Below are 22,335 nucleotides of genomic sequence, written 5' to 3'. Positions count from 1 at the left end.
GGGCAGTAGTGTGGGAACGTTCCCACACTCAGGTCAATGTGCACTGCACAAAAGCGCTGTAGTGCTTTCGGGTTAGCATCGAATCCGACGCAGCGCCTGGGTCAAGGTGCGCCAAATGGAGCGGGAACGGTCCCAGTGAGTATGTCCCAGTGAGCATCAGCATCAATGACGTGGCCCGGGTGGCCGGAGTGTCCAAATCCACCGTCTCGCGCGCGCTGGGCACCGGCCCGGTGAGCGAGGAGGTGCGTGCCAAGGTCGAGGCGGCCGTGCGCCAGACCGGTTACCGGCCCAACCTGATGGCGCGGCGCTTGCGCTCCCAGCAGTCCGGCATCCTGGGCGTGATCGTGGCCGATATCCGCAACCCGTACTTCACCGCGCTGATCCGCGCGGTGGAAGAGGTCGCCTATCGCGCCGGCATGCGCGTGACCCTGTGCAATACCGACGAAGACCCCGAGCGCGAGGCGCTGTACCTGCAACTGATGCAGGAAGAACGCATCACCGGGCTGATCTTCGCCCCGACCCGGGTCACGGTGGGGCGCATGCACGAACTCGCGCTGGATTACCCGACCGTGCTGGTGGACCGCGCCGGCCCCGGCAGCCGCTACGACAGCGTGGTGCTGGATAACGCAGCAGCGATGGGCGAACTGGTCGCGCATCTGCAGGCGCAGGGCTATGAACGTATCGGCGGGCTGTTCGGCACCAGCACCACTGCGGCCGAGCGCCGCAACGGCTATCTGGCCGCGATGGGCGCGCAAGGGCTGACGCCTGCGTACCGCGAAGTGGCGCCCACCGCCGAAGCGGCGATTGCCGAAGTCGGCCAATGGCTGGCCAGCGCAGACAGGCCCGAAGCCATCGTCACCAGTAACAGCCTGCTGTTGATGGGCGCACTCAAGGCCGCCCGCACCGCCGGCCTGCGCATTCCCGATGATCTGGCCCTGGCCGGCTTCGACAACGAGCGCTGGACCGATCTGGTCGAGCCAGGCATCACCGTGGTCGAGCAGCCGGTCGAGGACATGGGCCGCGCGGCGATGTCGCTGCTGCTGGAACGGCTCAAATCGCCGCAGCTGCCGATCCGCCGCCTGGTGATGACCGGCCGTTGCGTGGTGCGTGGCTCCACCGGCGCCCGCAGGCCGGGTATCTAACCGTCCCGAAGTAGCGCCCAGCGCCGGCCAAAAATCCTGGCTCGTCGCGCGTGCGGTGCCCTCACCGCTCGCGGGACACGCCGTGAACACGGTCCCGCAATCGGCGAGGGCACCGCATCAGACAGTTGGCTGGTGACGTTATTTGAAGAACGAAGACACTGCAGCACACGGTTAACGGTTGCTCTGTTGGAAAACGCCGCACACCGACCATCCCGACTGGTCCTTGCCCGCCCACCATCGCGGGACCTTACGCGGCATGGATGCCGCGTAAGAGCCTACACGGACGTACTTGCGGCGTGTCCCGCGATGGTGGGCGGGCAAGGGCCCTGCAACCAAGCCGCAGATCAGCAGCTCTACAACTGACCTATTCGCACTGTCGAACCGCTTCGATACGCTGAGCCGGTAAAGCCCCATCGCGCCCAGGTGCGCTCCTACCGGTCATCGCGTTTCGTTGCTGCGCACACAAAAACGGGGTATCGCGTTTCGTCGCTACAGCACACAAAAAAAAGCCCCGGCAGTGCCGGGGCTTTTTGGTTTACAGCGAACGCCTGACTCAGCGATCCGGACGATGCGATCCAGCATCGCCCTGTGCCGCGACGTATTCCTTGGACTGCTCGTCCAGCTTGTCGCCCAGCATGCGGCGCACCACCACGAAGAACAGCGGGATGAAGATCACGCCGAGCACGGTGGCGAACACCATGCCGCCGATCACGCCGGTACCGATGGAGTGACGCGAGTTGGCGCCGGCACCGGTCGAGATGGCCAGCGGCAGCACGCCCAGGATGAAGGCGAACGAGGTCATCAGAATCGGGCGGAAGCGCAGGTGTGCCGCTTCCATCGTCGCATCGCGCAGGGTCTTGCCCGCCGCACGCTGCTCCACTGCGAACTCCACGATCAGGATCGCGTTCTTCGCCGCCAGACCGATCACCGTGATCATGCCGATCTTGAAGTACAGATCGTTCGGAAGGCCACGCAGCATCGAGAAGACGATCGCACCCAGCACACCGATCGGCACCACCATTAGCACCGCCACCGGAATCGACCAGCTTTCGTACAGTGCGGCCAGGCACAGGAACACCACCACCACCGACAACGCGAGCAACAGCGTGGCCGCGTTACCGGCGATGATTTCCTGGTACGACATGCCGCTCCAGTCGAAGCCGAAGCCTGGCGGCAGATCGTTGTTGACGATCTCCTCCATCGCGGTCATCGCCTGGCCGGAACTGCCGCCCGGAGCCGGGTTGCCGACGATGTTTACCGCCGAATAGCCGTTGTAGCGGTTAAGTGCCGGCGAGGCGTAGGTCCAATCGGCCTTGACCACATTGCTCAGCGGAATCATTCCCGGCTGCCCATCGGCACCGACGGCTGTCGCACTGGGGCTGAAGAAGCTGCGCAGCGACTCGGGGCCGGTACGGAACTGGTCGTCGGCACGGATGTTGACGCGCTTGATGCGGCCTTCGGAGAAGTAGTCGTTGATATACACAGGCGCCAGCATCAGCTGGATCGAGCTGTAGATATCGCTGACTTCCAGGCCCATCGACTGCGCCTGCACACGGTCCACCGACAGCTGCAGCTGCGGCGCGTCTTCCAGCCCGTTCGGGCGCACGCCTACCATGGTGTCCTGCTTTTCCGCCGCCTTGCCCAGCACGATGTTGCGCGCCTGGGTCAGGGCTTGCTGGCCTGCGCCGGAGCGGTCCTGCAGCCACATGTCGAAGCCGCCGAACTGGCCAAGGCCCTGCACGGTGGGCAGGTTGACCACGAAGATCTGCGCGCCCTTGATGCCGTAGAACATGCCGTTGAGCTGCTTGATCAACTCCTCTGCAGTCACATCGCGCTCTTCCCACGGCTTGAGCCGGATAAAGCCCATACCGACGTTTTCGCCCGAGCCCAGGAAGCTGAAGCCGGCGATCTGCAGCATGCCTTCCACGGCCGGCTGCTTCTCCAGTACCGCACGCATCTGCGCAAAGGTCTCGTTGGTCCGGATCTTGGTGGCGCCTGGCGGCAACTGCACGATGGCCAACGCAAAGCCTTGATCTTCTTCCGGCAGGAAGCTGCCCGGCATGCGCGTAAACAGGAAGCCGCACAGCACCACCAGCACCACGAACACGATCATCCACGGTGGCGAGTGCTTCAGGGTATTGCCGACCACGCCCACATAGCGATGCGCCAGCTTGTCGTAGTACTTGTCGAAGGTGCGGTAGATCCAGTTCTTCTTGGTCGAATGGGTCGACTTGAGGAACGCGCCGCACAGCGCCGGGGTGAAGCTCAACGCCAGGAACGCGGAGAACCCCATCGACATGGCGATGGTCAGCGCGAACTGCTTGTAGATCGCGCCCGAGGCGCCGGGTTGCAGCGAGGAGGGAATGAACACCGCTGCCAGCACCACGGTGATGGCCACCACCGCGCCGGTGATCTGGGTCATCGCCTTCTGGGTGGCCGCCTTGGGCTCCAGATGCTCCTCGCTCATGATGCGTTCGACGTTCTCGATCACCACGATCGCGTCATCCACCACGATGCCGATCGCCAGCACCATCGCAAACAGCGTCAGCTGGTTGATGGTGAAGCCGATCATGTACATGCCGAAGAACGTGCCCAGCAACGCGACCGGAATCACCAGCGTGGGAATCACGGTGGCGCGGAAGTTCTGCAGGAACAGCAGCATCACCAGGAACACCAGCACGATGGCTTCCACCAGCGTGTGGATCACTTCCTCGATGGAAATGCGCACGAAGGTGGTCGACTCGTAAGGCGCAAACCAGGTCACGCCCTGCGGAAAGGTGGGCTGCAGTTCGTCGAGCTTGGCACCGACCGCCTCGGACACATTCAGTGCGTTGGCGCCCGGCAACAGCTGGATACCGAACGCACCGGTGGGCTTGCCGTTGTACTGGGTGTCGAAGCCGTAGTTGCTCGGCCCCACGGTGACCCGCGCGACATCCTTCAAGCGCACCGTGGCACCGTTGTTGTCGGTGCGCAGGATGATGTTTTCGAACTGGTCCGGCGAGCTGAAACGGCCCTCGGCCGAGACGGTGGCGGTGAAGCTGATGCCTTCCGGGGTCGGGTCGGCGCCGACCGAACCGGCAGCGAACTGCACGTTCTGGTTACGCACCGCGGTCAGCACCTGGGTGGCCGACAGGTTGTAGCCCTGCAGCTTCTCCGGGTTCAACCAGATGTTCATCGCGTACTCGGCGCCGAACTGGTTGGTGCTGCCCACGCCGGGCACGCGCGAGATCTGCTCGAGCACGCGCGAACCGACGATGTCGTTGAGCGCATCGCGGTTGATCGACGGGTTGTCCGAGCGCAACGCGGCCACCATCAGGAAGCCGGCGTTGGCTTTGGCCACCACCACACCCTGTTGGGTGACTTCCGAGGGCAGACGCGGCGTGGCCAGCGACACCTTGTTCTGCACCTGCACCTGCGCGATATCCGGGTCGGTGCCGGTTTCGAAGGTCAGGGTGATGGTGACGCGGCCGTTGGCGGCCGAGGACGAGTTGAAGTACAGCAGGTGGTCGATACCGGTGAGCTGCTGCTCGATGACCTGGGTCACCGCCTTCTCGGAGGTATCGGCGCTGGCGCCGGGGAAGTTGGCGGTGACGGTGACCTGCGGCGGGGCGATCGTGGGGTACGACTCGATACCCAGATTCAGGATCGAGATCACGCCCGCAAGCGAGATCAGGATCGCCACCACCCAGGCAAAGATCGGGTGTTCAATAAAAAACTTAGGCATGTCCGGTTTCCGTCACTGCTGCTTTGACTGGGAGTCGGCCGGCTGCGCCGCCGCATCCGGCTTGGGCTGCTGCTGCGCCGCGGGTGCGGCTGCATCGGCCTTGTCGGCTGCCGGTGCGGCCTGTGCGTCGCCGCCCTGCGCTGCGGCCGGAGCCGCGCCTGGCGCACCTGGCTGGCCGCCTTGCGCCGGCTTGTTCGGATTCCACGCAACGCCCTTGGCCGGCTGGCCTTCCTTCGCCTTCTGCACGCCATCGACGATGACCTGGTCGCCGGGGGCCACGCCGCCGGTGACGATCCACTGGCCCTTTTGCTGGCCATCGACGGTGAGGTTCTTGCGCGCCACCTTGCCGTCCTTGCCCAGCACCAGCACGAAGGCGCCCAGGGCGTCACGTTGCAAGCCCTGCTGCGGGACCAGATACGCGTTGTTGCGCTGGCCCAGGCTGGCCTTGAAGGTCACGAACGCACCCGGCAACAGTGCCTGCTCCGGGTTGGGCAGGGTCGCACGCAGCGACACCGCACCGGTGCTCGGGTCGACCGTGACCGCCGAGACGTCCAAGGTACCCGGATGCGGATACTGCGTGCCGTTGCCCAGTTCCACATTGATGGTGGATTTGCCATCGCCGCTGAGCTGCACATTGCCGCTGCTCTGCGCCTGGCGCAGTGCGGCCAGTTCTTCGCTGCTCATCGCAAAGTTCACGTACAGCGGGTCGATCTGGTCGACCGTGGTCAGCAAGGTCGCTTCACCGGAGCCGACCAGCGCACCTTCGGTGACGCGCTGAATGCCGGCGCGGCCGGTGATTGGCGAGGTGACGCTGGCGAAGCTGAGCTGGATGCGGGCGGACTCGACCAGACCGCGCGCCTGCTGCACGCTGGCGCCGGCCGAGCGCTCGGTGGCCTCGGCGTTGTCGATATCGGCACGCGAGACGTACTGCTGCGGTGCCAGGCTGCGCGCGCGCTTGGCGGCGATCTGGGCGTTGGCATAGGTCGCCTCGGCGGCGGCCAGCTGGCCCTGGGCCTGCAGCAGCGTGGCGCGCAGCGGCATCGGGTCGATTTCGAACAAGCGCTGGCCTTCCTTGACGTCGGTGCCTTCGGTGTAAAGGCGCTTGAGCACCACACCGTCCACGCGCGCACGCACGTCGGCCGAGCGGTACGCCGACAGGCGGCCCACCAGGTCGCGTTCCAGCGGCAGGGTCTGCGGCTGCATTTCCAGCACCGACACTTCCGGCGGCGGCGGCGCCTGTTGTTGTTCGGGCTTGCTGCAGGCAGCGAGCGCCACGGTGATGGCACAGGCCAGGCCGAGTGTGCGGAGCGGGGCAATCATCAGGAGGAACTCCGTTAGGGTCTTGAAGCGAGAAAGGAAAGCGGGGACAGCGAAGGCGTTGCAGCGGCCGCGGCGAACGCGCGCAGGAAGGTGTCGACAGCGAATTGCGCCCACTGCTGCCTGGCGGGGAGGCCGGCGCGATGGGGAACCTGAAAGCGTTGCCGATCGAAATCCAGACCGACGATCATGCTCAACAGCAGTTCGGCCATGAAGTGCGGATCGTCATGGCGCAGCTGGCCGGCATCCATCGCCTGCTCGAAGCGATGCGCCAGGCGCTGCTGCATGCCGACCACCCCGTCATGGAAGATCTGCTGCGACTGATCGGGAAACCGATGCGACTCGGCTTCCACCAACCGACAGGTCTGTACCACATCGGGGCGGTTCAGGCGATCCAGATGGGCCAGTGCGAAGGCCAGCAGATCCTCGCGCAACTCGCCCGAGGCGGTACCCAGCGGCACCGTGGCCAGATGCACATGGTCCTGAAGGACATCGCGCAGCAGGTTTTCTTTACAACCGTAATAACTATAGAGCGTCTGCTTGGAGCAGCCGGCGCGCTCGGCCACCGCGTCCATGCTCAGCCGCATGCCGCGCTCGGCGAGCAGCGCATGCACAGCCGCATGGATGCGGCGATCGCAGTCCGAGCGCCGGGCAGCACGGTGGGAACGGGGGGTCATGGCGGTAGACTATACCGTCCAGTTTAGTTTTTAAAAAGACTTGACGGTCGCAGTTTGGTCTGCGCAAGCCCTTATGCGACAAGCACCTGACCGGACTTTGCCGGATCTGGCGGTCCAGCTGCCACTGCGCCAGCGCGCATCGTATCTCTACGGGGAAACTACACAGCGGTAATGCTTTTGCAGCCTGCGCGCGCCGACTGACGGCTGAGGATTTGCGCTATGCAGCAAGGCGTCGTCATCGCGCATCGGTACAATTCAGGTTTTCCACCGAGCATCCCAGCTCTCTCATGACAGCCAAGAAAGCCGCTTCGAAATCGTCCACGACGCCGACCAAGCCGGTCGCCGAACGTGCCGTCCCCGTGCTTGCCGGCGCCCCGCAGGCGGTCGTTCTGGAGCCGGTGTTTGCCGCATTGCGCAAGCGCTACCCGGCGGCCCGCCAGGCCGAAGTGCAGCTGTTCGCAGCCGGCTTCTATCGCCGCATGGAAGAGGACGAGTTCCCCAACCATCCGCCCGAGCAGTGGGCGGCGCTGGCGGCGGACATGCTGGAATTTGCACGCGTGCGCAAGGCCGGCACGGTCAACGTGCGGGTGTTCAACCCGACCTTGAAGAGCCACGGTTACGAGTCGCCGCACACGCTGTTGCAGATCGTCAACGACGACATGCCGTTCCTGGTGGACTCGGTGAGCATGACGCTGTCGGACCTGGGCATCGGCGTGCACGTGCTCGGCCACCCGGTGCTGCGCATCGCGCGCGACAAGGCCGGCAAGCTGACTGCGGTGGGCGAGGGCAAGAGCGAGTCGTTGATGGTGCTGGAGATCGACCGCCAGCCCGCCGAAGAAATGCCCAAGGTGGAAGCGGCGGTGCGCAAGGTGCTGGCCGAAGTGCGCGCGATCGTGCACGACTGGGCCGCGATGCGCGAAAAGATGGTGATGCTGGCCGACGACCTGGCCACCCGGCGCTTGCCGATGGACGACATCAGCCGCCATGAGGCGCAGGAATTCCTGCGCTGGGCCTCGGCCGACCACTTCACCTTCTTCGGCTATCGCGAATACCGCGTCGAAAAGCAGGATGGCCAGGACGTGCTGGCCCCGGTGGAAGAGACCGGGCTTGGCCTGATGCGCGGCCACGACACCTCGCCGGCGCGCCCGGTGACCACGCTGGCAGCGCACGGTTTGAATACCACCTCCAAGCTCAAGGACGCGCTGATTCTGACCAAGACCAATGCGCGCTCGCGTGTGCATCGGGTTGGCTATATGGATTACATCGGCGTCCTGGAGTTCGATGCCAAGGGCCGCATCGTCGGCGAGCAACGCTTCCTGGGCCTGTTCACCTCCAGCGCCTACAACCGCCGCCCGTGGGAAATTCCGTTGGTGCGTCAGCGCCACGAATACGTGATGAGCAAGTCCGGGCTGACCCCGAGCAGCCATAGCGGCAAGGCGCTGCGGCACATCCTCGAGACGCTGCCGCGCGAGGAGCTGTTCCAGTCCAACGAAGAAGAGCTGTATCGCACCGCGATCGGCATTCTCGGTCTGCAGGAGCGCGTGCGTAGCCGCATGTTCCTGCGCCGCGACAAGTACAGCCGCTTTATTTCCGCGCTGGTTTACATCCCGCGCGAGCGTTTCAACACCGATGTGCGCCTGCGTATCGAAGCCTTGTTGAAAGATGCGCTGCACGGCGAGTACATCGACTCCAGCGTGGTGCTGGGCGAGTCGCCGCTGGCGCAGCTGCATCTGATCGTGCGGCCCAAGAGTGGCGAGGCGCTGGAATTCAACACCACCGAACTCGAATCGCGGCTGGCGCATCTGCTGCGCAACTGGCGCGATGCCTTGCGCGAGGCGCTGGTTGCGCGGCATGGCGAAGCCAACGGTTTGCGCATGGCGGCCAACTTCGGCCGTGCGTTGCCGGCTGGCTATATCGAAGATTCCTCGATCGAATCGGCGGTGTCCGACGTCGAGCATCTGGCCACGCTGGACGGCCCGGACGACCTGCATCTGAGCCTGCAGGAAATCCGCCGCGACGACGGCATGCGTCTGGATGCCGGCGAAGGCCTGCGCCTGAAGCTGTATCGCCAGCTCGACGACATTCCGTTGTCCGATGCGATGCCGATGATGGAGAACATGGGCCTGCGGGTGATCTCCGAGCGGCCGTACCGGCTGCAGGTCGGCGACACGCCGGTGTATATCCAGGATTTCGAGGTCGAATCGACCGCCGGCAAGATCAATGCGGCCCACGCCGATGCCGGCTTTGGCGAAGCGTTCGAACGTATCTGGAATGGCGATGCCGAGAACGACGGCTTCAATCGTCTGATTCTGGCCGCCGGCCTGCATTGGCGCCAGGTCGCGCTGCTGCGCGGCTATTGCAAGTATCTGTTGCAGACTGCGGTGCCGTTTTCGCAGGCTTATGTCGAGGCGACGTTCACCCGTTACCCGCTGCTGGCGCGCTTGTTGGTGGAATTGTTCGAGGCGCGCTTCGACCCATCCACCGGCAAGGAAACCAAGGCGCAGATCTTCGCCGGCCAGGAACGCCTGCGCGAGGAACTGTCGGTGTTCGCAGCCGGCGACGAAGCCACGCTCAAGGCCTTGGAGCCGGTGTTGCAGGCACGTGGCAGCGACCGCGCCGCGCAGCAGGAGGCCACGCGTGCCACGCTGCTGAAGTTGATTGACCGCGTGTCCAGCCTGGACGAAGACCGCATCCTGCGCAGCTTCATCGACGTGATCGATGCCACGCTGCGCACCAACTATTACCAGACCGACAAGAGCGGCAAGCACGGCCATTGCATCAGCTTCAAGCTGGATTCGGCGATCGTGCCGGATCTGCCCAAGCCGCGTCCGTACCGCGAAATCTTCGTCTACAGCCCGCGCGTGGAAGGCGTGCACCTGCGCTTCGGCGCGGTGGCGCGTGGCGGCCTGCGCTGGTCGGACCGTCGCGAAGATTTCCGCACCGAGGTGCTGGGGCTGGTCAAGGCGCAGATGGTCAAGAACACGGTCATCGTGCCGGTCGGCGCCAAGGGCGGTTTCTACGTCAAGCGCTCGCCGGTGGGCGGCGACCGCGACGCCGTGCAGGCCGAAGGCATCGCCTGCTACAAGCTGTTTATCCAGAGCCTGCTCGACATCACCGACAACATCGTCGGCGGCAAGATCGTGCCGCCGCCGCAGGTGGTGCGTCACGACCAGGACGACCCGTATCTGGTGGTCGCTGCCGACAAGGGCACTGCCACGTTCTCCGACATCGCCAACGGGCTGGCGCTGGATCACGGGTTCTGGATGGGCGATGCGTTCGCCTCCGGCGGCTCGGTCGGTTACGACCACAAGGGTATGGGCATCACCGCGCGCGGCGCGTGGGAGTCGGTCAAGCGCCACTTCCGTGCGATGGGGCGCGATTGCCAGAGCCAGGAGTTCAGCGTGGTCGGCATCGGCGACATGTCCGGCGACGTGTTCGGCAACGGCATGCTGTTGTCGCGGCATATCCGTCTGCTGGCCGCGTTCGACCATCGGCATATCTTCCTGGATCCCAATCCGGATGCAGCCGCCTCGTTCGCCGAGCGCGAGCGTTTGTTCAAACTGCCGCGTTCCAGCTGGGCCGATTACGAGGCCAAGCTGATCAGCGCCGGTGGTGGCATCTATCCGCGCACGCTCAAGTCGATCGACATCAGCGCGCCGGTGCGCGAAGCCTTGGGCCTGGAATCCAACGTCAAGCAGCTCTCGCCGAACGAACTGATGAACGCCATTCTCAAGGCGCCGGTGGATCTGTTCTGGAACGGCGGTATCGGTACCTATGTCAAAGCCTCCAGCGAATCGCACGCCGATGTGGGCGACCGCGCCAACAACGGGCTGCGCGTCAATGGCGGCGAGTTGCGCTGCAAGGTGGTGGGCGAGGGCGGCAACCTGGGCCTGACCCAGCTCGGCCGCATTGAGGCCGCGCAGACCGGCGTGCTGCTCAATACCGACTTCATCGACAACTCGGCCGGCGTGGACACCTCCGATCACGAGGTGAACATCAAGATCCTGCTCAACGACATGGTGCAGGCCAAGAAGCTCACCTACGACGCGCGCAATACGCTGCTCGCCTCGATGACCGACGAAGTGGCCGACCTGGTGCTGTGGGACAACTATCGCCAGAACCAGGCGATCAGCCTGATGGAGCGCATGAGCGTCAAGCGCCTCGGCTCCAAGCAGCACTTCATCCGCACGCTGGAACTGCAGGGCCTGCTCGATCGCCAGATCGAGTTCCTGCCTTCGGATGCGGAACTGTCCGCACGCAAGGCGCGCGGGCAGGGCTTGTCGCGCCCGGAGCTGTCGGTGCTGTTGTCGTATTCCAAGCTGGTGGCGTTCCAGCAGTTGCTGGAATCGGATATTCCCGAAGACCCGTACCTGTCCAAGGAATTGCAGCGTTACTTCCCGCAGCCACTGCAGAAGAAGTACGCCGATGCGATGGAGCGTCACCGCCTCAAGCGCGAAATCATCGCCACTGCGGTGACCAACACCACCATCAACCGCATGGGCGCCACCTTCCTGATGCGCATGCAGGAAGACACCGGCCGCAGCATCGGCGAGGTCGCCAAGGCCTACACCATCAGCCGCGAAACGCTGGATGCGCGCGCGCTGTGGACGCAGATCGATGCGCTGGACGGCAAGGTGCCCGAGTCGGTGCAGATCGATGCACTGGAAGTGATCTGGCGCCTGCAACGCTCGTTCGTGCGTTGGTTGCTGTTGCGTCCTGGCCAGATGCCGGGCATCACGGCGGCGGTGGAGCGTTACCACGGCCCGTTCAACGACATCCGTGTCGCTTCCGGTGTGCTCTCCGATACGCAGCGCCCGCAGTACGAAGGCAGCGTGCAGGAGTGGCAGGAGAAGGGCCTGCCGCCGCAACTGGCGCAACAGTTGTCCGAGCTGCGCTATCTGGAGCCGGCGTTCGACATCATCGAAACTGCGCGCACCCGCAAGCTCAAGCCGGTGGACGTGTCCAAGGTGCATTTCCGCCTGGGCGAAGCGCTGCGCCTGCCGTGGTTGTTCGAGCAGATCGACGCGCTGGAGGTCAACGGCCGCTGGCACGCCGTGGCACGTGGCGTGCTGCGCGACGAGCTGGCTGCGCACCAACGCGCGTTGGTCGGCCAGGTGCTGACGATGTCAGGCAGCACTGCCGAGGACAAGGTGGCCAACTGGCTGGCACGCGACGATTCCAGCCTGCGCTTCACCCTGGCCATGCTGGCCGATGTGGCGGAGCAGAAGACCCTGGACTACCCGACCGTGTCGGTCGCAGTGCAGCGGTTGGGGCAGTTGGCTGCGCACGGGATGTAACGGTGTGCAGCGAGATGATGGCGGAGCGATTGCTTCGTCATCATCCTCATTGGAATCAGTCGTCAACGTCGTTGTGTTGCCCCAAAAAGCCGCCTTTGGGCTTAGTGCTGTTTCACCTCAAATGGCGCTTCCTGGTGAGTCGAGGGCGCGGTGCCCTCACCGCTCGCAGGACACGCCGCAAGTACGTCCATGTAGGCTCGGTGGCGGCATCCATGCCGCCACACGGTCCCGCAAGCGGTGAGGACACCGCACCAGAAAGTTAGTCGGCTGCTTTATTGAAAACATGCACACCGACCATCTTGACTGGTCCTTGCCCGCCCACCGTCGCGGGACCTTACGCGGCATGGATGCCGCGTAAGAGCCTACACGGACGTACTTGCGGCGTGTCCCGCGATGGTGGGCGGGCAAGGGCCCTGCAGCCAAACCAAAGACCAGCCGCCCTACACCTGATCCATCCGCTCCGACCAATCACGACAAGACCACCGAGATCTCACGGTGTTGAAGTGACTGGCAAATCGTTGCGAAGAATAGACGGTAGGTGTGGCCGTACTCAGAGACGGCATGTGCACGTGTTGCGCACGATCGCTGAAACAGTGCTAAGGCCGGCTTATGTTGTAGGGCTTTCCTGTACGGCACCTTGGCCGAAGGATGTGCATCCGGCTTCTTACTTGATCTTGACGACCACCTTGCCCTTGGCACGGCCCTGCGCAAGATAGTCCAATGCGTCCTTCGCTTGCGCGAACGCAAACACCTTGTCGATGACCGGGCGGATGCGTTCGGCTTCGAGCAATTCGCCGATCTTGGCCAGTTGCGTGCCATCGGGGCGCACGAACAGAAAGGTGTAGGCGACGTTGTGCTTGTTCGCTAGTCGGATGATCTTGCGGCTCATCATGGCGAAGACGAATTGCAGCACGACATTCAACCGGCGTGCGCGCGCGAAGGCTGCATCCAGTGGCCCGACCAGCGACACGATCTTGCCGCCTGGCTTGAGAATGCCGAGGGATTTTTCGATCGTATCGCCCCGGATGGTGCCAAGCACGATGTCGTAGCCGCGCAGGACGGTCTCGAATTCCTGCTGCTTGTAGTCGACCACCTCGTCTGCGCCGAGGCTGTTCACCAGTGCGACGTTGCCGGTGCTGGTGGTGGTGCCCACGCTGGCGCCGAAGTGTTTTGCAAGCTGGATCGCAAAGGTGCCGATGCCGCCGGAGCCGGCAGGAATGAAGACCTTCTGGCCTGGCTGCAGCGCAGCGCGTTCTTGCAAGGCCTGCCAGGACGTGAGTGCGACCATCGGCACCGAGGCTGCCTGCACAAAATCCAGGTTGGCCGGCTTCAGCGCTGCGGCGCTTTCCGGGACCGCGACGTAGTCGGCGAGCGTTCCGCGGCCCAGATCGAACACGCTGGCAAAAATCGCATCGCCTTTCTTGAAGCGGGTGACGCGGCTGCCGACCTCGACGACGATACCGGCCACGTCGCTGCCCAGCGTGGCGGGCAAGTCGAACTTCACCACGGGCTTGAAGATCCCGGTGGGAATCATGTTGTCGATCGGGTTCACGCCGGCGGCGTGCACCTCGACCAGCAGCTCATTGGGTTTCACTGTCGGACGCGGCAACTCGCTGAAGCCGATGTCGGGAGACTTGCCATAGCGTTTGAAGGTCAGTGCTTTCATGTGGTTCGAGTCCAATGCTGTCGTTGTGTGTGGGTGGCCGGGCGTCTGCGAGTCCCGGCCGCCTTCACCTGTTGCACTAGCAAATCGGTGGGTGCAGCTTGACCGCGATGTGAGCCGTTGAATCGATTGAATCTGTGGAGTGGTGCCAACAAACGCAGATGCGTAAATCCTCACCTAAATGCCCGCACTGGTCGCGATGGCGACCAATGCAGGCATGGCACAAGCTGAAACCTCAGGCGCTTGGCTGATAGCGCTCGGCCGCGTTCGCCTGGCGAATGTCCGACAGCAAACCCTGGCGCGCGCCATCCAGTGCATCCCACCGTTCGGCCACGTGCAGCGGCGGGATGGTGACCAGTTCGCGGCGATCGAAGCCGACCAGCGCGGCGTCGACCAGTTCGTTAACGTCCATCAAGTCCTTGAGAGTGTTGACGTCGATACCGGCACGCTCCCAGATCTCGGTACGCGTGCCTGCCGGCAGCACTGCCTGCACATACACACCCTTGGCTCCCAGCTCAAGGTGCAGACCCTGCGACAGGAACAGCACGAATGCCTTGGTGGCGCCATAGACGGTCATGCCGAATTCGGGCGCCAGACCCACCACCGAGCCGAGATTGACGATGGCACCGCTGCCGGACTGCGCAAAGCGCGGCGCCACAGCGGCGGCAAGCCGGGTCAACGCGGTGATGTTGAGGGTGATCAGGCGTTCGATCGTCTCTGCGGTTTGCTGCAACACACCGCCGGACTGCGCCACGCCGGCGTTGTTGATCAGGATGCCGATCTGCGCATCGTCGCGCAGGCGGGTTTCCACTGCGGTCAGATCGGCGGGCTGGGTCAGGTCGGCCTGCAGCACGTCGACGTTGACACCATGTGTGTCACGCAGACGTGCCGCCAGTGTGTCCAGGCGCGGCTTGTCGCGTGCGACAAGCACAAGGTTGTGGCCGCGTTGTGCGAAGCGCTCGGCATAGACAGCGCCGATACCGGTGGAAGCGCCAGTGATGAGAACAGCGGGAAGTGTGGTCATGAAACGTTCCTTGATGAGAGAGGTGCGAAAGGTGCGAAGGCGCGAAAGCCTCAGCCGGTGAGCGTCGGATAATCGATGTAGCCCTCGGCGCCACCGCCGTAGAGCGTGGCCGGATTCAACGGCGCCAGCGCCGCGCCGGTTTGCAGACGTTCGACCAGATCCGGGTTGCTGATGAACGGGCGGCCGAATGCGAACAGGTCGGTGTTGCCTGCGCTCAGTTGCGTAGTGGCCAGCTCAAGGTCATAGCCGTTGTTGGCCAGGTAAGTGCGTTTGAACCTGCTGCGCAGCGCGGCATAGTCGAACGGGGCAACATCGCGCGGGCCACCGGTCGCACCTTCCACCACATGCAGATACACGATGCCCAGCGCATCGAGCTGCTCGGCGATGTAGTCGTATTGCGGCTGCGGATCGCTGCCGGAAATGCCGCTTGCCGGCGACACCGGCGAGATGCGCACGCCAGTGCGATCGGCGCCGATTTCCTTGCTTACGGCGGCCACCACTTCCAGCAACAGGCGTGCGCGGTTTTCGATCGAGCCACCATAGGCATCGGTGCGCTGATTGGCGCCGTCCTTGATGAACTGCTCCAGCAGATAGCCGTTGGCACCGTGAATTTCGACACCGTCGAAACCGGCAGCAATCGCATTGGCCGCCGCCTGGCGGAAGTCGTTGACGATGCCCGGCAGTTCGTCGAGCTCCAGCGCGCGTGGCTCGGAGACATCGGCAAAGCCGTTGTTGACGAACACCTTGGTCGCCGCACGGATGGCCGAGGGCGCGACCGGTGCCGCGCCGCCCGGCTGAAGGTCGACATGCGACACGCGGCCCACATGCCAGAGCTGCACGAAGATGCGCCCGCCCTTGGCATGCACGGCGTCGGTGACGGCGCGCCAGCCGGCGATCTGCTCGGGCGTGTACACGCCGGGAGTGTCCTGGTAGCCCTGGGCCTGCGGCGATATCTGGGTGGCCTCGGTGATGAGCAGGCCGGCCGAGGCGCGCTGGGCGTAATAGGTCGCAGTCAGGGCAGTAGGTGCCAGGCCGGCGCCGGCCCGGTTGCGGGTTAGCGGGGCCATGACGATGCGATTGGCAGGGTCAGGGTGCCCAGGGCATAGGGCTCGAACAGCGAAGAGTGGGTCATTGGCGGTGCTCAGAAATCAGTGGTTGACAAAGATTACGATCAAAATCTAAGATGTCAACACTTTGATGACGGACAACATCAATGTACGCTGCCGCTCTCCCCCAGTCCCGCACAAGCACGGAGTGTCCCAACGATGAAAGTGACCAAGGCACAGGCACAAGCGAACCGGGCGCACGTCGTCGAAACGGCCTCGGTGCTGTTTCGCGAACGTGGCTACGAAGGGATCGGCATTGCCGATCTGATGACCGCTGCAGGCTTCACGCACGGCGGCTTCTATAAGCAGTTCCGTTCCAAGGCGGACCTGATGGCCGAATCGGCGGCCTGCGGGCTGGCCAACATCGCCGCACAGACCGAGCACGCGGACAAGACGGATTTCGTGAAGTTCTATCTGTCGCGCGGACACCGCGACAGCCCCGCCACCGGTTGCACGATGGCTGCGCTGGGCGCCGATGCCGCGCGTCAGCCTGAGGAAGTGCGCGAAGCGTTTGCGGCCGGGGTCGAAAACCTGCTGGCTGCGCTCGACCGCAGCGGGGCTGCGCCCGGCACTGCCGAGGCAGCGGCTGAGCGCGCCAGCAACCTGGACATGATGGCGCACGCCATCGGCGCCATCGTGCTGTCGCGGTCGTGCCCGGACGATTCGCCACTGGCCGACGAAATCATCGCGGTGTCTCGCGACCAGATCCTGTCGTCGTTGCAACCATCCAACTAACCGACACACGCGCATCCCGACACACGTGTATCCGCATCCCGCGCGGTTTTTGATCGTCAAACACCTGCGCCTGTCACTCACTGCACTTTAGGAATTCCTATGACAAACACATCCCCTGTTGCGCTGGTGACCGGCGCATCCTCCGGCATTGGCGAAGCTAGTGCCGAAGCGTTGGCCGCCGCCGGCTATACGGTGTACGGCACCAGCCGTCGCGGCGCGCAATCCGGGCAGCGCGCCTTCAAGTTGCTGGCGCTGGATGTGACCAGCGATGAGTCCGTGGATGCGGCCATCCAGGAACTGTTGCGACAGGAGGGTCGCATCGACCTGCTGGTCAACAATGCCGGTTTCGGCGTGTCTCCCGCAGCGGCGGAAGAAAGCTCGATCGAGCAGGCCAAGGCCATTTTCGACACCAACTTTCTCGGCGTCGTGCGGATGACGCGTGCGGTGGTGCCGCATATGCGCCGCCAGGGCAGTGGCCGCATCATCAACATCGGCTCGATCATCGGTCTGGTGCCCACCCCGTATGCGGCGCTGTATGCCGCCAGCAAACATGCGGTGGAAGGGTATTCCGAGGCGGTGGACCACGAGCTGCGCAGCTACGGGATCCGGGTCACAGTCATCGAACCGGCCTACACCAAGACCCAGTTCGAGGCGAACAATCTGGCCCCCGACGCGCCGCTGGAAACCTATCGGCAGGTTCGCGCGGAAGTTGGAAAAGTGGTGGCGCAGGCAATGGCGATTGCAGACGAGCCATCCGTGGTGGCCGACGTGGTGGTGAAGGCGGCCCGCGCCGAGCACCCCAAGGTGCGCTACACCGCGGGCAAGATCGCCGGACAACTGCAGTTCTTGCGGCGGTTTGCACCGGCAGGCGTGTTTCAGTCGCTGATTCGCAAGAATCTGCACTTGGATGCAAACACGCCTGTTGATGCCAAGACACCCACGCACGCCAGATAAGTTTTGTCAGACGCTGCAGAGACCAGCAGCGGCAGTCGCAGCGACTGCCGTTGCCGATACACCGCCGTGACGCGATAACGCGCGCGGCCTCAATCCGAACAGGAGAAGGCAATGACCTTCAACGCTTTGCTGGCGAATCAAACCAGCGAGATGGTTGCTACCACCGTGGTCCAGTTCAACGAAGACGACCTGATGCCGGGCGATGTCACGGTTGCCATCGACTACTCGACCGTCAACTACAAGGACGCACTGGCGGTGACCGGGCGGGGCCCGATCATTCGTCAGTTCCCGCTGATTCCGGGCATCGACTTTGCCGGTGTGGTCGAAGCGTCCACGTTTCCGGGCATTGCGGTTGGAGATCGTGTGCTGGCCAATGGCTGGGGCTTGAGTCAGACCCACCATGGCGGCTTCGCGCAGAAGGCGCGGGTGCCTGGCGATTGGTTGGTCAAGATTCCAGACGCATTTTCCACGCGCGATGCGATGGCGATCGGTACCGCCGGATACACCGCCATGCTGGCGGTGCTGGCACTGGAACACGGCGGGCTGACACCCGAACGCGGTGACATCCTGGTCACCGGCGCAAACGGCGGTGCCGGTTCGGTCGCCATTGCCTTGCTCTCGGGCCTGGGCTATCGCGTGGTCGCCTCCACCGGCCGCCTGGAGCAAGCCGAGTATCTGCACAGCCTGGGCGCCGCCGAGATCATCGACCGCGCCAGCTTGTCCGAACCCGGTTCGCCGATCAGCAAGGAACGCTGGGCCGGTGTGGTGGATGCGGTGGGCAGCCACACGCTGGCAAACGCGCTGGCGCAGACGCAGTATCGCGGCGTCGTCACCGCCTTCGGCATGGCGCAGGGTGTTCAACTGCCGGCATCGGTGCTGCCTTTCATCCTGCGCAATGTCACGCTGGCCGGCATCGACTCGGTCAACGCGCCGCAAGCCGTGCGCGTGCAGGCGTGGTCGCGTTTGGCGCGCGATCTGGATCTGGGCAAGCTCGCAACGACAACCCACACCATCGGCCTGGCCGAGGTGCCGCAAATTGCCGTCCAGCTATTGGAAGGCAAGGTGCAGGGGCGCACTGTCGTGGACGTGAACGCATGAGCACGCCCACCGCGTCACGTGCATTCCGCTTCCTGGCCACGTTATCGGCGTTGTTGCTTTTCGCCTTGGGCGCCGCCTGGTTGCTTGCGCCTGCGACCATGCTGGCCAACTGGGGCGTCGCGTTCGACAGCAATGCGCTGGGCCTGGTCGGCCGCCGCGCCGCGCCGCTGTATGCCGCCATCGGCGTCATGCTGGTCCTGGTGAGAAATGCGCCGCCGTCGCCGGGCCGCCGGGCGGTGATCGCAGGCTTCGTCACCGCGTGCCTGCTGCTGGCAGTGCTGGGCGTTGCGGAGTGGGGGGCCGGGCACGTCAACGCAGGCATCTTTTCGGCGGTCGCGATCGAAGTCGGCTTTCCGCTGGCGTTCCTGCTGGTGACACGTGCCGATGCCGCACAGCGCCGAAACAAGAACGCGCGATGAGTGCATGCCTGACAACACCCGGCGGTGTTGTCAGGCGAATCCACGTTGATAATGCGCGCTAGGCGCGGTGCCCGCTCATTTCCTGCCCGGCATGCTTGTCGAAGCGCAGATGCCACCAGGTGGCGCTGAGCGAGATCAGGCTGACCACGCAGAACGCCAGCGAGAAATCGCGTTGCTGCGGCTGGATATGATCGCCAGCCAGCATCGCCAGTTTCAGAATCATCGCGCCGGCGCACACGCCCACCGAAAGCATCAGCTGCTGCAAGGTGGTGTATAGGCTGCTGGCGCGGCTCATGCGTGACGCGGGGACGTTTTCGTAGGCGATGGTGTTGTAGGCGGCGAACTGGAACGACATGAAGGCGCCGCAGCACAGCAAGAGCCCGAACATCAGGGCGTGCGGCCAGTCGGGCCGGAAAAAGGCACACACCATATAGCCCAGGCTGGCGAGCACGCCGTTGCCGATCAGGCTGTTGCGATAACCGAAGCGGCGCAGCAACTGCGGGGTGATGCTGCGCATCAACAACGCGCCGAGCGCGGTGGCCAGAATCAGGCGCCCGCTGTGCGCGGCGCTCATGCCGAAGCCGATCTGGAACAGCAGCGGCAGCAGGAACGGATGCGCGCCCTGGGTGATGCGCATCAGTGCGCCGCCAATCACCGACAACCGGAACGAGTCGATCCGCAACAGGCTCAGATCCAGCAGCGGGGCAGGGTGGTGGCGCGCATGCCACAGATATCCCAGTGCCGCGCCGCCGCCGATCGCCAGCAGCCAGCTCGCTTTGCCGATGCCGTTTTCCTGGCTGACCATTTCCAGGCCGAACAACAGGCAGCCCAACGCGGTGCCGCACAGCACGAAACCGCTCAGGTCGAAGCGTGCGGGGGCCGATTCGGTGGGAATGTCGGGGATGAAACGGCGCACCAGCAGAAAGCCGGCGATGCCGATCGGCACGTTGATGTAGAAGATCCAGCGCCAATCCAGATACGAGACGAAAAATCCGCCCAGCGGTGGGCCGAGCATCGGGCCGATAAAGGCCGGCACCAGCGTCCAGGCCATCGCCGACACCAGATGCCGGCGTTCGACCGTGCGCAACAGGATCAGCCGGCCGAGCGGGGCCATCATCGCGCCACCGGCGCCTTGCAGCACGCGCGCGGCGACCATGGTGGGCAGGCTGTCGGCCAGCGAACACAGGATCGAGCCGCTGACGAACACCCAGATCGATGCACCGAAGACGCGACGCAGGCCGAAGCGGTCGGCGATGGCGCCGCTGGCCGGAATCAGCACCGCCAACGCCAGCAGATAGCTGGTCATGGCGATGCTCATGGCCGGCGCGGCGACGCCGAAGTCGTGCGCCAGGGTCGGTAGCGCGGTCGCCAGCACGGTGGCGTCCATCTGCTCCATGAAAATGGCGCAGGCCAGGATCAGCGAGATGATGCGGTAATCGGGATAACGCGGCGGCGGCATGGCGCCGGCCTCGGACACGCTGGAGGACATCGGACTCTCGGTTGCGGGGTCGCATCGCTGGCGCCACAGACGGCAACCAGATCGGCCCGTGTCGCACGGTGTTGTGCGGCGCAACATGGGTATTGTCGGCTGGTGTGGGGCGGGGTTCAAGCGCACGTGGGTAACAGTGCGTGTGTGGTGATGTAGATGTGGTGGTTTGGGTGTTGTGTCGGGTGTTGGCGTTGATGCAGAGGTTGGCGGCTAAGGCGGCTGATGGTGACGTAGGAGCGCGCGATGGCGATGTAGGAGGCGCGAAGTGATGAATTGTCGGCCGGTCGTCCCCGAGCTGCCTGTACCCTCATCCGGCGCTACGCGTCACCTTCTCCCGATGGGAGAAGGATCCAGAGCCCCTCTCCCTGCGGGGCACCAAGGCACTGCTTGCGCGACACTGTCGCGCGTGCCTTGGTGCGCACGCGCTGCTAGCGCGGGCCGGGGCGCGGAGCGGGGGTTGGGGTGAGGGTACGGCGGGAGACAGCCGACTCTGATCGCTCGCTTCAGATCGCCCGGATCACCACTTGACCAACTCAAACCTTCCGCGCCAACACAGCGCGTATTCCGTACCCTCATCCGGCGCTGCGCGCCACCTTCTCCCGATGGGAGAAGGGAAGCATCAGCGCCCAGGTTTCAGATCAACGTTTCCAGATCCACTTTTCGGGTCACCGCTTTCAAATCAACGCTGTACAGCCGGGCTGTCCCAGGCGTCCTTGATCTGCAGGATCTGCGGCAAGGCCTCGCGGAAATGTTGCACTAGGCGCGGTTCCAGTTGTTTGCCGGCCATGCTTTCCAGCTTGCGCACGGCGTCTTCCACCGTCCATGGGGCCTTGTAGGCGCGCCGCCCGCACAGTGCGTCGAAGACGTCGGCCACCGCCACGATGCGCGCGGATTCGGGAATGGCATCGCCGGCCAACCCCTTGGGGTAGCCGCTGCCGTCCCAGCATTCGTGATGATGCAGCGCGATTTCTGCGGCCAGTTGAAACACCGGGCCGCGGCCGTGGCGCAGCAAATCGTGGCCGATCTGCGGATGCTGACGCACCACCGAGCGTTCGTGTTCGTCCAGCGCATCGGGCTTGTGCAGGATGCTGCCGGGCACGGCGATCTTGCCGGCATCGTGCAGGGGCGCGGCGTCCTGCAGCAGCTGCGCCTGTTGTGTGGACCAACCGACTGTTTCGGCCAGCACGCGCGCATACACAGCCATGCGCCAGATATGCGCGCCGGTGTCGGCGTCCTGTCCTTGGCCGGCGGTGCCGAGCAGATGGATCGCATCGCGGTACTGCTGGGCCAGGCGCGCATTTTCTGCCAGCTTCAGTTGGGTGGCGATGCGCGCCTTGAGCAGCGCGGGCGAGTAGGGCTTGCTGACGTAATCGGCCGCGCCCGCTTCCAGCCCCGCGCGTTCGTCCTGCTCGCTGCTGCGCGAGGTCACGAACAGGATCGGGATGATGGTGCTGGAAGGTTGCTGCTTGAGCGTGCGCGCCACCGCATATCCATCCATGTCGGGCAATTCGACATCCAGCAGGATCAGCGCCGGCGCGTGGCGGCTGACCGCATCCAGCGCCTCGCCGCCGGATTTGGCGAAGACCAACGGGAAATCGTCTCGCAGCAGCTGGCGCAGGGTCGCCAGGTTGCTGGATTCGTCGTCGACGCAGAGCAGTGGACGGGACGGCATGGATGGATCCTTGCGAAC

At 64.4% G+C, this 22,335-nt stretch carries 13 protein-coding genes and 1 pseudogene; 6 read left to right on the top strand and 8 right to left on the bottom strand.

Annotated elements, in window-relative coordinates; all coding sequences use genetic code 11:
- Window positions 1-149 precede the first annotated feature (149 nt).
- Complete coding sequence (locus NMB96_RS19370) at window positions 150-1,142, top strand: LacI family DNA-binding transcriptional regulator (RefSeq protein ID WP_023904310.1); 993 nt, start codon at window positions 150-152, stop codon at window positions 1,140-1,142.
- 553 nt (window positions 1,143-1,695) lie between these two features.
- Here the strand turns inward: NMB96_RS19370 and NMB96_RS19365 are convergent.
- From NMB96_RS19365 to NMB96_RS19355, 3 genes are read right to left on the bottom strand one after another with little or no spacing between them, the layout of a single operon-like run.
- On the bottom strand, window positions 1,696-4,866 hold the full coding sequence (locus NMB96_RS19365) for a multidrug efflux RND transporter permease subunit (RefSeq protein WP_251755130.1): 3,171 nt from the start codon (window positions 4,864-4,866) through the stop codon (window positions 1,696-1,698).
- A 12-nt stretch (window positions 4,867-4,878) separates the two neighbouring features.
- Window positions 4,879-6,186: an efflux RND transporter periplasmic adaptor subunit gene (locus NMB96_RS19360; protein WP_023904308.1), complete on the bottom strand. Its 1,308-nt coding sequence runs from the start codon at window positions 6,184-6,186 to the stop codon at window positions 4,879-4,881.
- A 14-nt stretch (window positions 6,187-6,200) separates the two neighbouring features.
- Complete coding sequence (locus NMB96_RS19355; protein ID WP_176341904.1) at window positions 6,201-6,860, bottom strand: TetR/AcrR family transcriptional regulator; 660 nt, start codon at window positions 6,858-6,860, stop codon at window positions 6,201-6,203.
- Window positions 6,861-7,147: 287 nt separating this feature from the next.
- Here NMB96_RS19355 and NMB96_RS19350 point away from each other — a divergent pair, with 287 nt between their 5' ends.
- Window positions 7,148-12,157, top strand: a complete 5,010-nt coding sequence (locus tag NMB96_RS19350) for an NAD-glutamate dehydrogenase (RefSeq protein WP_255085432.1) — start codon at window positions 7,148-7,150, stop codon at window positions 12,155-12,157.
- Window positions 12,158-12,821: 664 nt separating this feature from the next.
- Here NMB96_RS19350 and NMB96_RS19345 read toward each other — a convergent pair.
- From NMB96_RS19345 to NMB96_RS19335, 3 genes and pseudogenes are all read right to left on the bottom strand, one after another.
- Entirely contained in the window at window positions 12,822-13,823 is a 1,002-nt protein-coding gene (locus NMB96_RS19345; protein ID WP_043889268.1) for an NADP-dependent oxidoreductase, read from the bottom strand.
- Window positions 13,824-14,055: 232 nt separating this feature from the next.
- Window positions 14,056-14,844: an SDR family NAD(P)-dependent oxidoreductase gene (locus NMB96_RS19340; protein ID WP_023904303.1), complete on the bottom strand. Its 789-nt coding sequence runs from the start codon at window positions 14,842-14,844 to the stop codon at window positions 14,056-14,058.
- Window positions 14,845-14,894: 50 nt separating this feature from the next.
- A pseudogene (locus tag NMB96_RS19335) lies at window positions 14,895-15,976 on the bottom strand (alkene reductase).
- A 133-nt stretch (window positions 15,977-16,109) separates the two neighbouring features.
- Here NMB96_RS19335 and NMB96_RS19330 point away from each other — a divergent pair.
- The 4 genes from NMB96_RS19330 to NMB96_RS19315 all read left to right on the top strand — a co-directional run bounded on the left by NMB96_RS19330 (window position 16,110) and on the right by NMB96_RS19315 (window position 19,156).
- The gene (locus NMB96_RS19330) at window positions 16,110-16,685 is read left to right on the top strand and encodes a TetR/AcrR family transcriptional regulator (protein WP_023904301.1); all 576 of its coding nucleotides are present in this window, start codon (window positions 16,110-16,112) and stop codon (window positions 16,683-16,685) included.
- A gap of 99 nt (window positions 16,686-16,784) precedes the next feature.
- Window positions 16,785-17,639, top strand: a complete 855-nt coding sequence (locus NMB96_RS19325) for an oxidoreductase (protein WP_023904300.1) — start codon at window positions 16,785-16,787, stop codon at window positions 17,637-17,639.
- Between the two features lie 111 nt (window positions 17,640-17,750).
- Window positions 17,751-18,737, top strand: a complete 987-nt coding sequence (gene acuI, locus NMB96_RS19320; RefSeq protein WP_023904299.1) for an acrylyl-CoA reductase (NADPH) — start codon at window positions 17,751-17,753, stop codon at window positions 18,735-18,737.
- Entirely contained in the window at window positions 18,734-19,156 is a 423-nt protein-coding gene (locus NMB96_RS19315; protein ID WP_255085431.1) for a hypothetical protein, read from the top strand. The genes acuI and NMB96_RS19315 overlap by 4 nt, the downstream gene beginning before the upstream one ends.
- A 58-nt stretch (window positions 19,157-19,214) precedes the next feature.
- On the opposite strand, the gene NMB96_RS19310 is transcribed toward NMB96_RS19315, so the two are convergent.
- Window positions 19,215-20,645, bottom strand: coding sequence for a DHA2 family efflux MFS transporter permease subunit (locus tag NMB96_RS19310; protein WP_255085430.1), 1,431 nt, complete (start codon window positions 20,643-20,645; stop codon window positions 19,215-19,217).
- 679 nt (window positions 20,646-21,324) lie between these two features.
- Window positions 21,325-22,317 (bottom strand): response regulator, encoded by a 993-nt coding sequence (locus tag NMB96_RS19305; protein WP_023904296.1) that lies wholly within the window; start codon window positions 22,315-22,317, stop codon window positions 21,325-21,327.
- Between the last annotated feature and the right edge of the window lie 18 nt (window positions 22,318-22,335).

This window comes from Xanthomonas hortorum (assembly GCF_024339125.1).
GTDB lineage: Bacteria > Pseudomonadota > Gammaproteobacteria > Xanthomonadales > Xanthomonadaceae > Xanthomonas > Xanthomonas hortorum.
The sequence above is the reverse complement of the archived record's forward strand: the minus strand, read 5'-3'. Positions and strand labels throughout refer to the sequence as shown.

Bases quoted from the DNA above. Each gene is read 5' to 3' on its own strand.
- NMB96_RS19310 (WP_255085430.1), bottom strand. From the start codon at position 20,645: ATGTCCTCCAGCGTGTCCGAGGCCGGCGCCATGCCGCCGCCGCGTTAT.
- NMB96_RS19340 (WP_023904303.1), bottom strand. From the start codon at position 14,844: ATGACCACACTTCCCGCTGTTCTCATCACTGGCGCTTCCACCGGTATC.
- NMB96_RS19350 (WP_255085432.1), top strand. From the start codon at position 7,148: ATGACAGCCAAGAAAGCCGCTTCGAAATCGTCCACGACGCCGACCAAG.
- NMB96_RS19315 (WP_255085431.1), top strand. From the start codon at position 18,734: ATGAGCACGCCCACCGCGTCACGTGCATTCCGCTTCCTGGCCACGTTA.
- NMB96_RS19355 (WP_176341904.1), bottom strand. From the start codon at position 6,860: ATGACCCCCCGTTCCCACCGTGCTGCCCGGCGCTCGGACTGCGATCGC.
- NMB96_RS19305 (WP_023904296.1), bottom strand. From the start codon at position 22,317: ATGCCGTCCCGTCCACTGCTCTGCGTCGACGACGAATCCAGCAACCTG.
- NMB96_RS19360 (WP_023904308.1), bottom strand. From the start codon at position 6,186: ATGATTGCCCCGCTCCGCACACTCGGCCTGGCCTGTGCCATCACCGTG.
- NMB96_RS19345 (WP_043889268.1), bottom strand. From the start codon at position 13,823: ATGAAAGCACTGACCTTCAAACGCTATGGCAAGTCTCCCGACATCGGC.
- NMB96_RS19325 (WP_023904300.1), top strand. From the start codon at position 16,785: ATGACAAACACATCCCCTGTTGCGCTGGTGACCGGCGCATCCTCCGGC.
- NMB96_RS19330 (WP_023904301.1), top strand. From the start codon at position 16,110: ATGAAAGTGACCAAGGCACAGGCACAAGCGAACCGGGCGCACGTCGTC.
- NMB96_RS19365 (WP_251755130.1), bottom strand. From the start codon at position 4,866: ATGCCTAAGTTTTTTATTGAACACCCGATCTTTGCCTGGGTGGTGGCG.
- acuI (WP_023904299.1), top strand. From the start codon at position 17,751: ATGACCTTCAACGCTTTGCTGGCGAATCAAACCAGCGAGATGGTTGCT.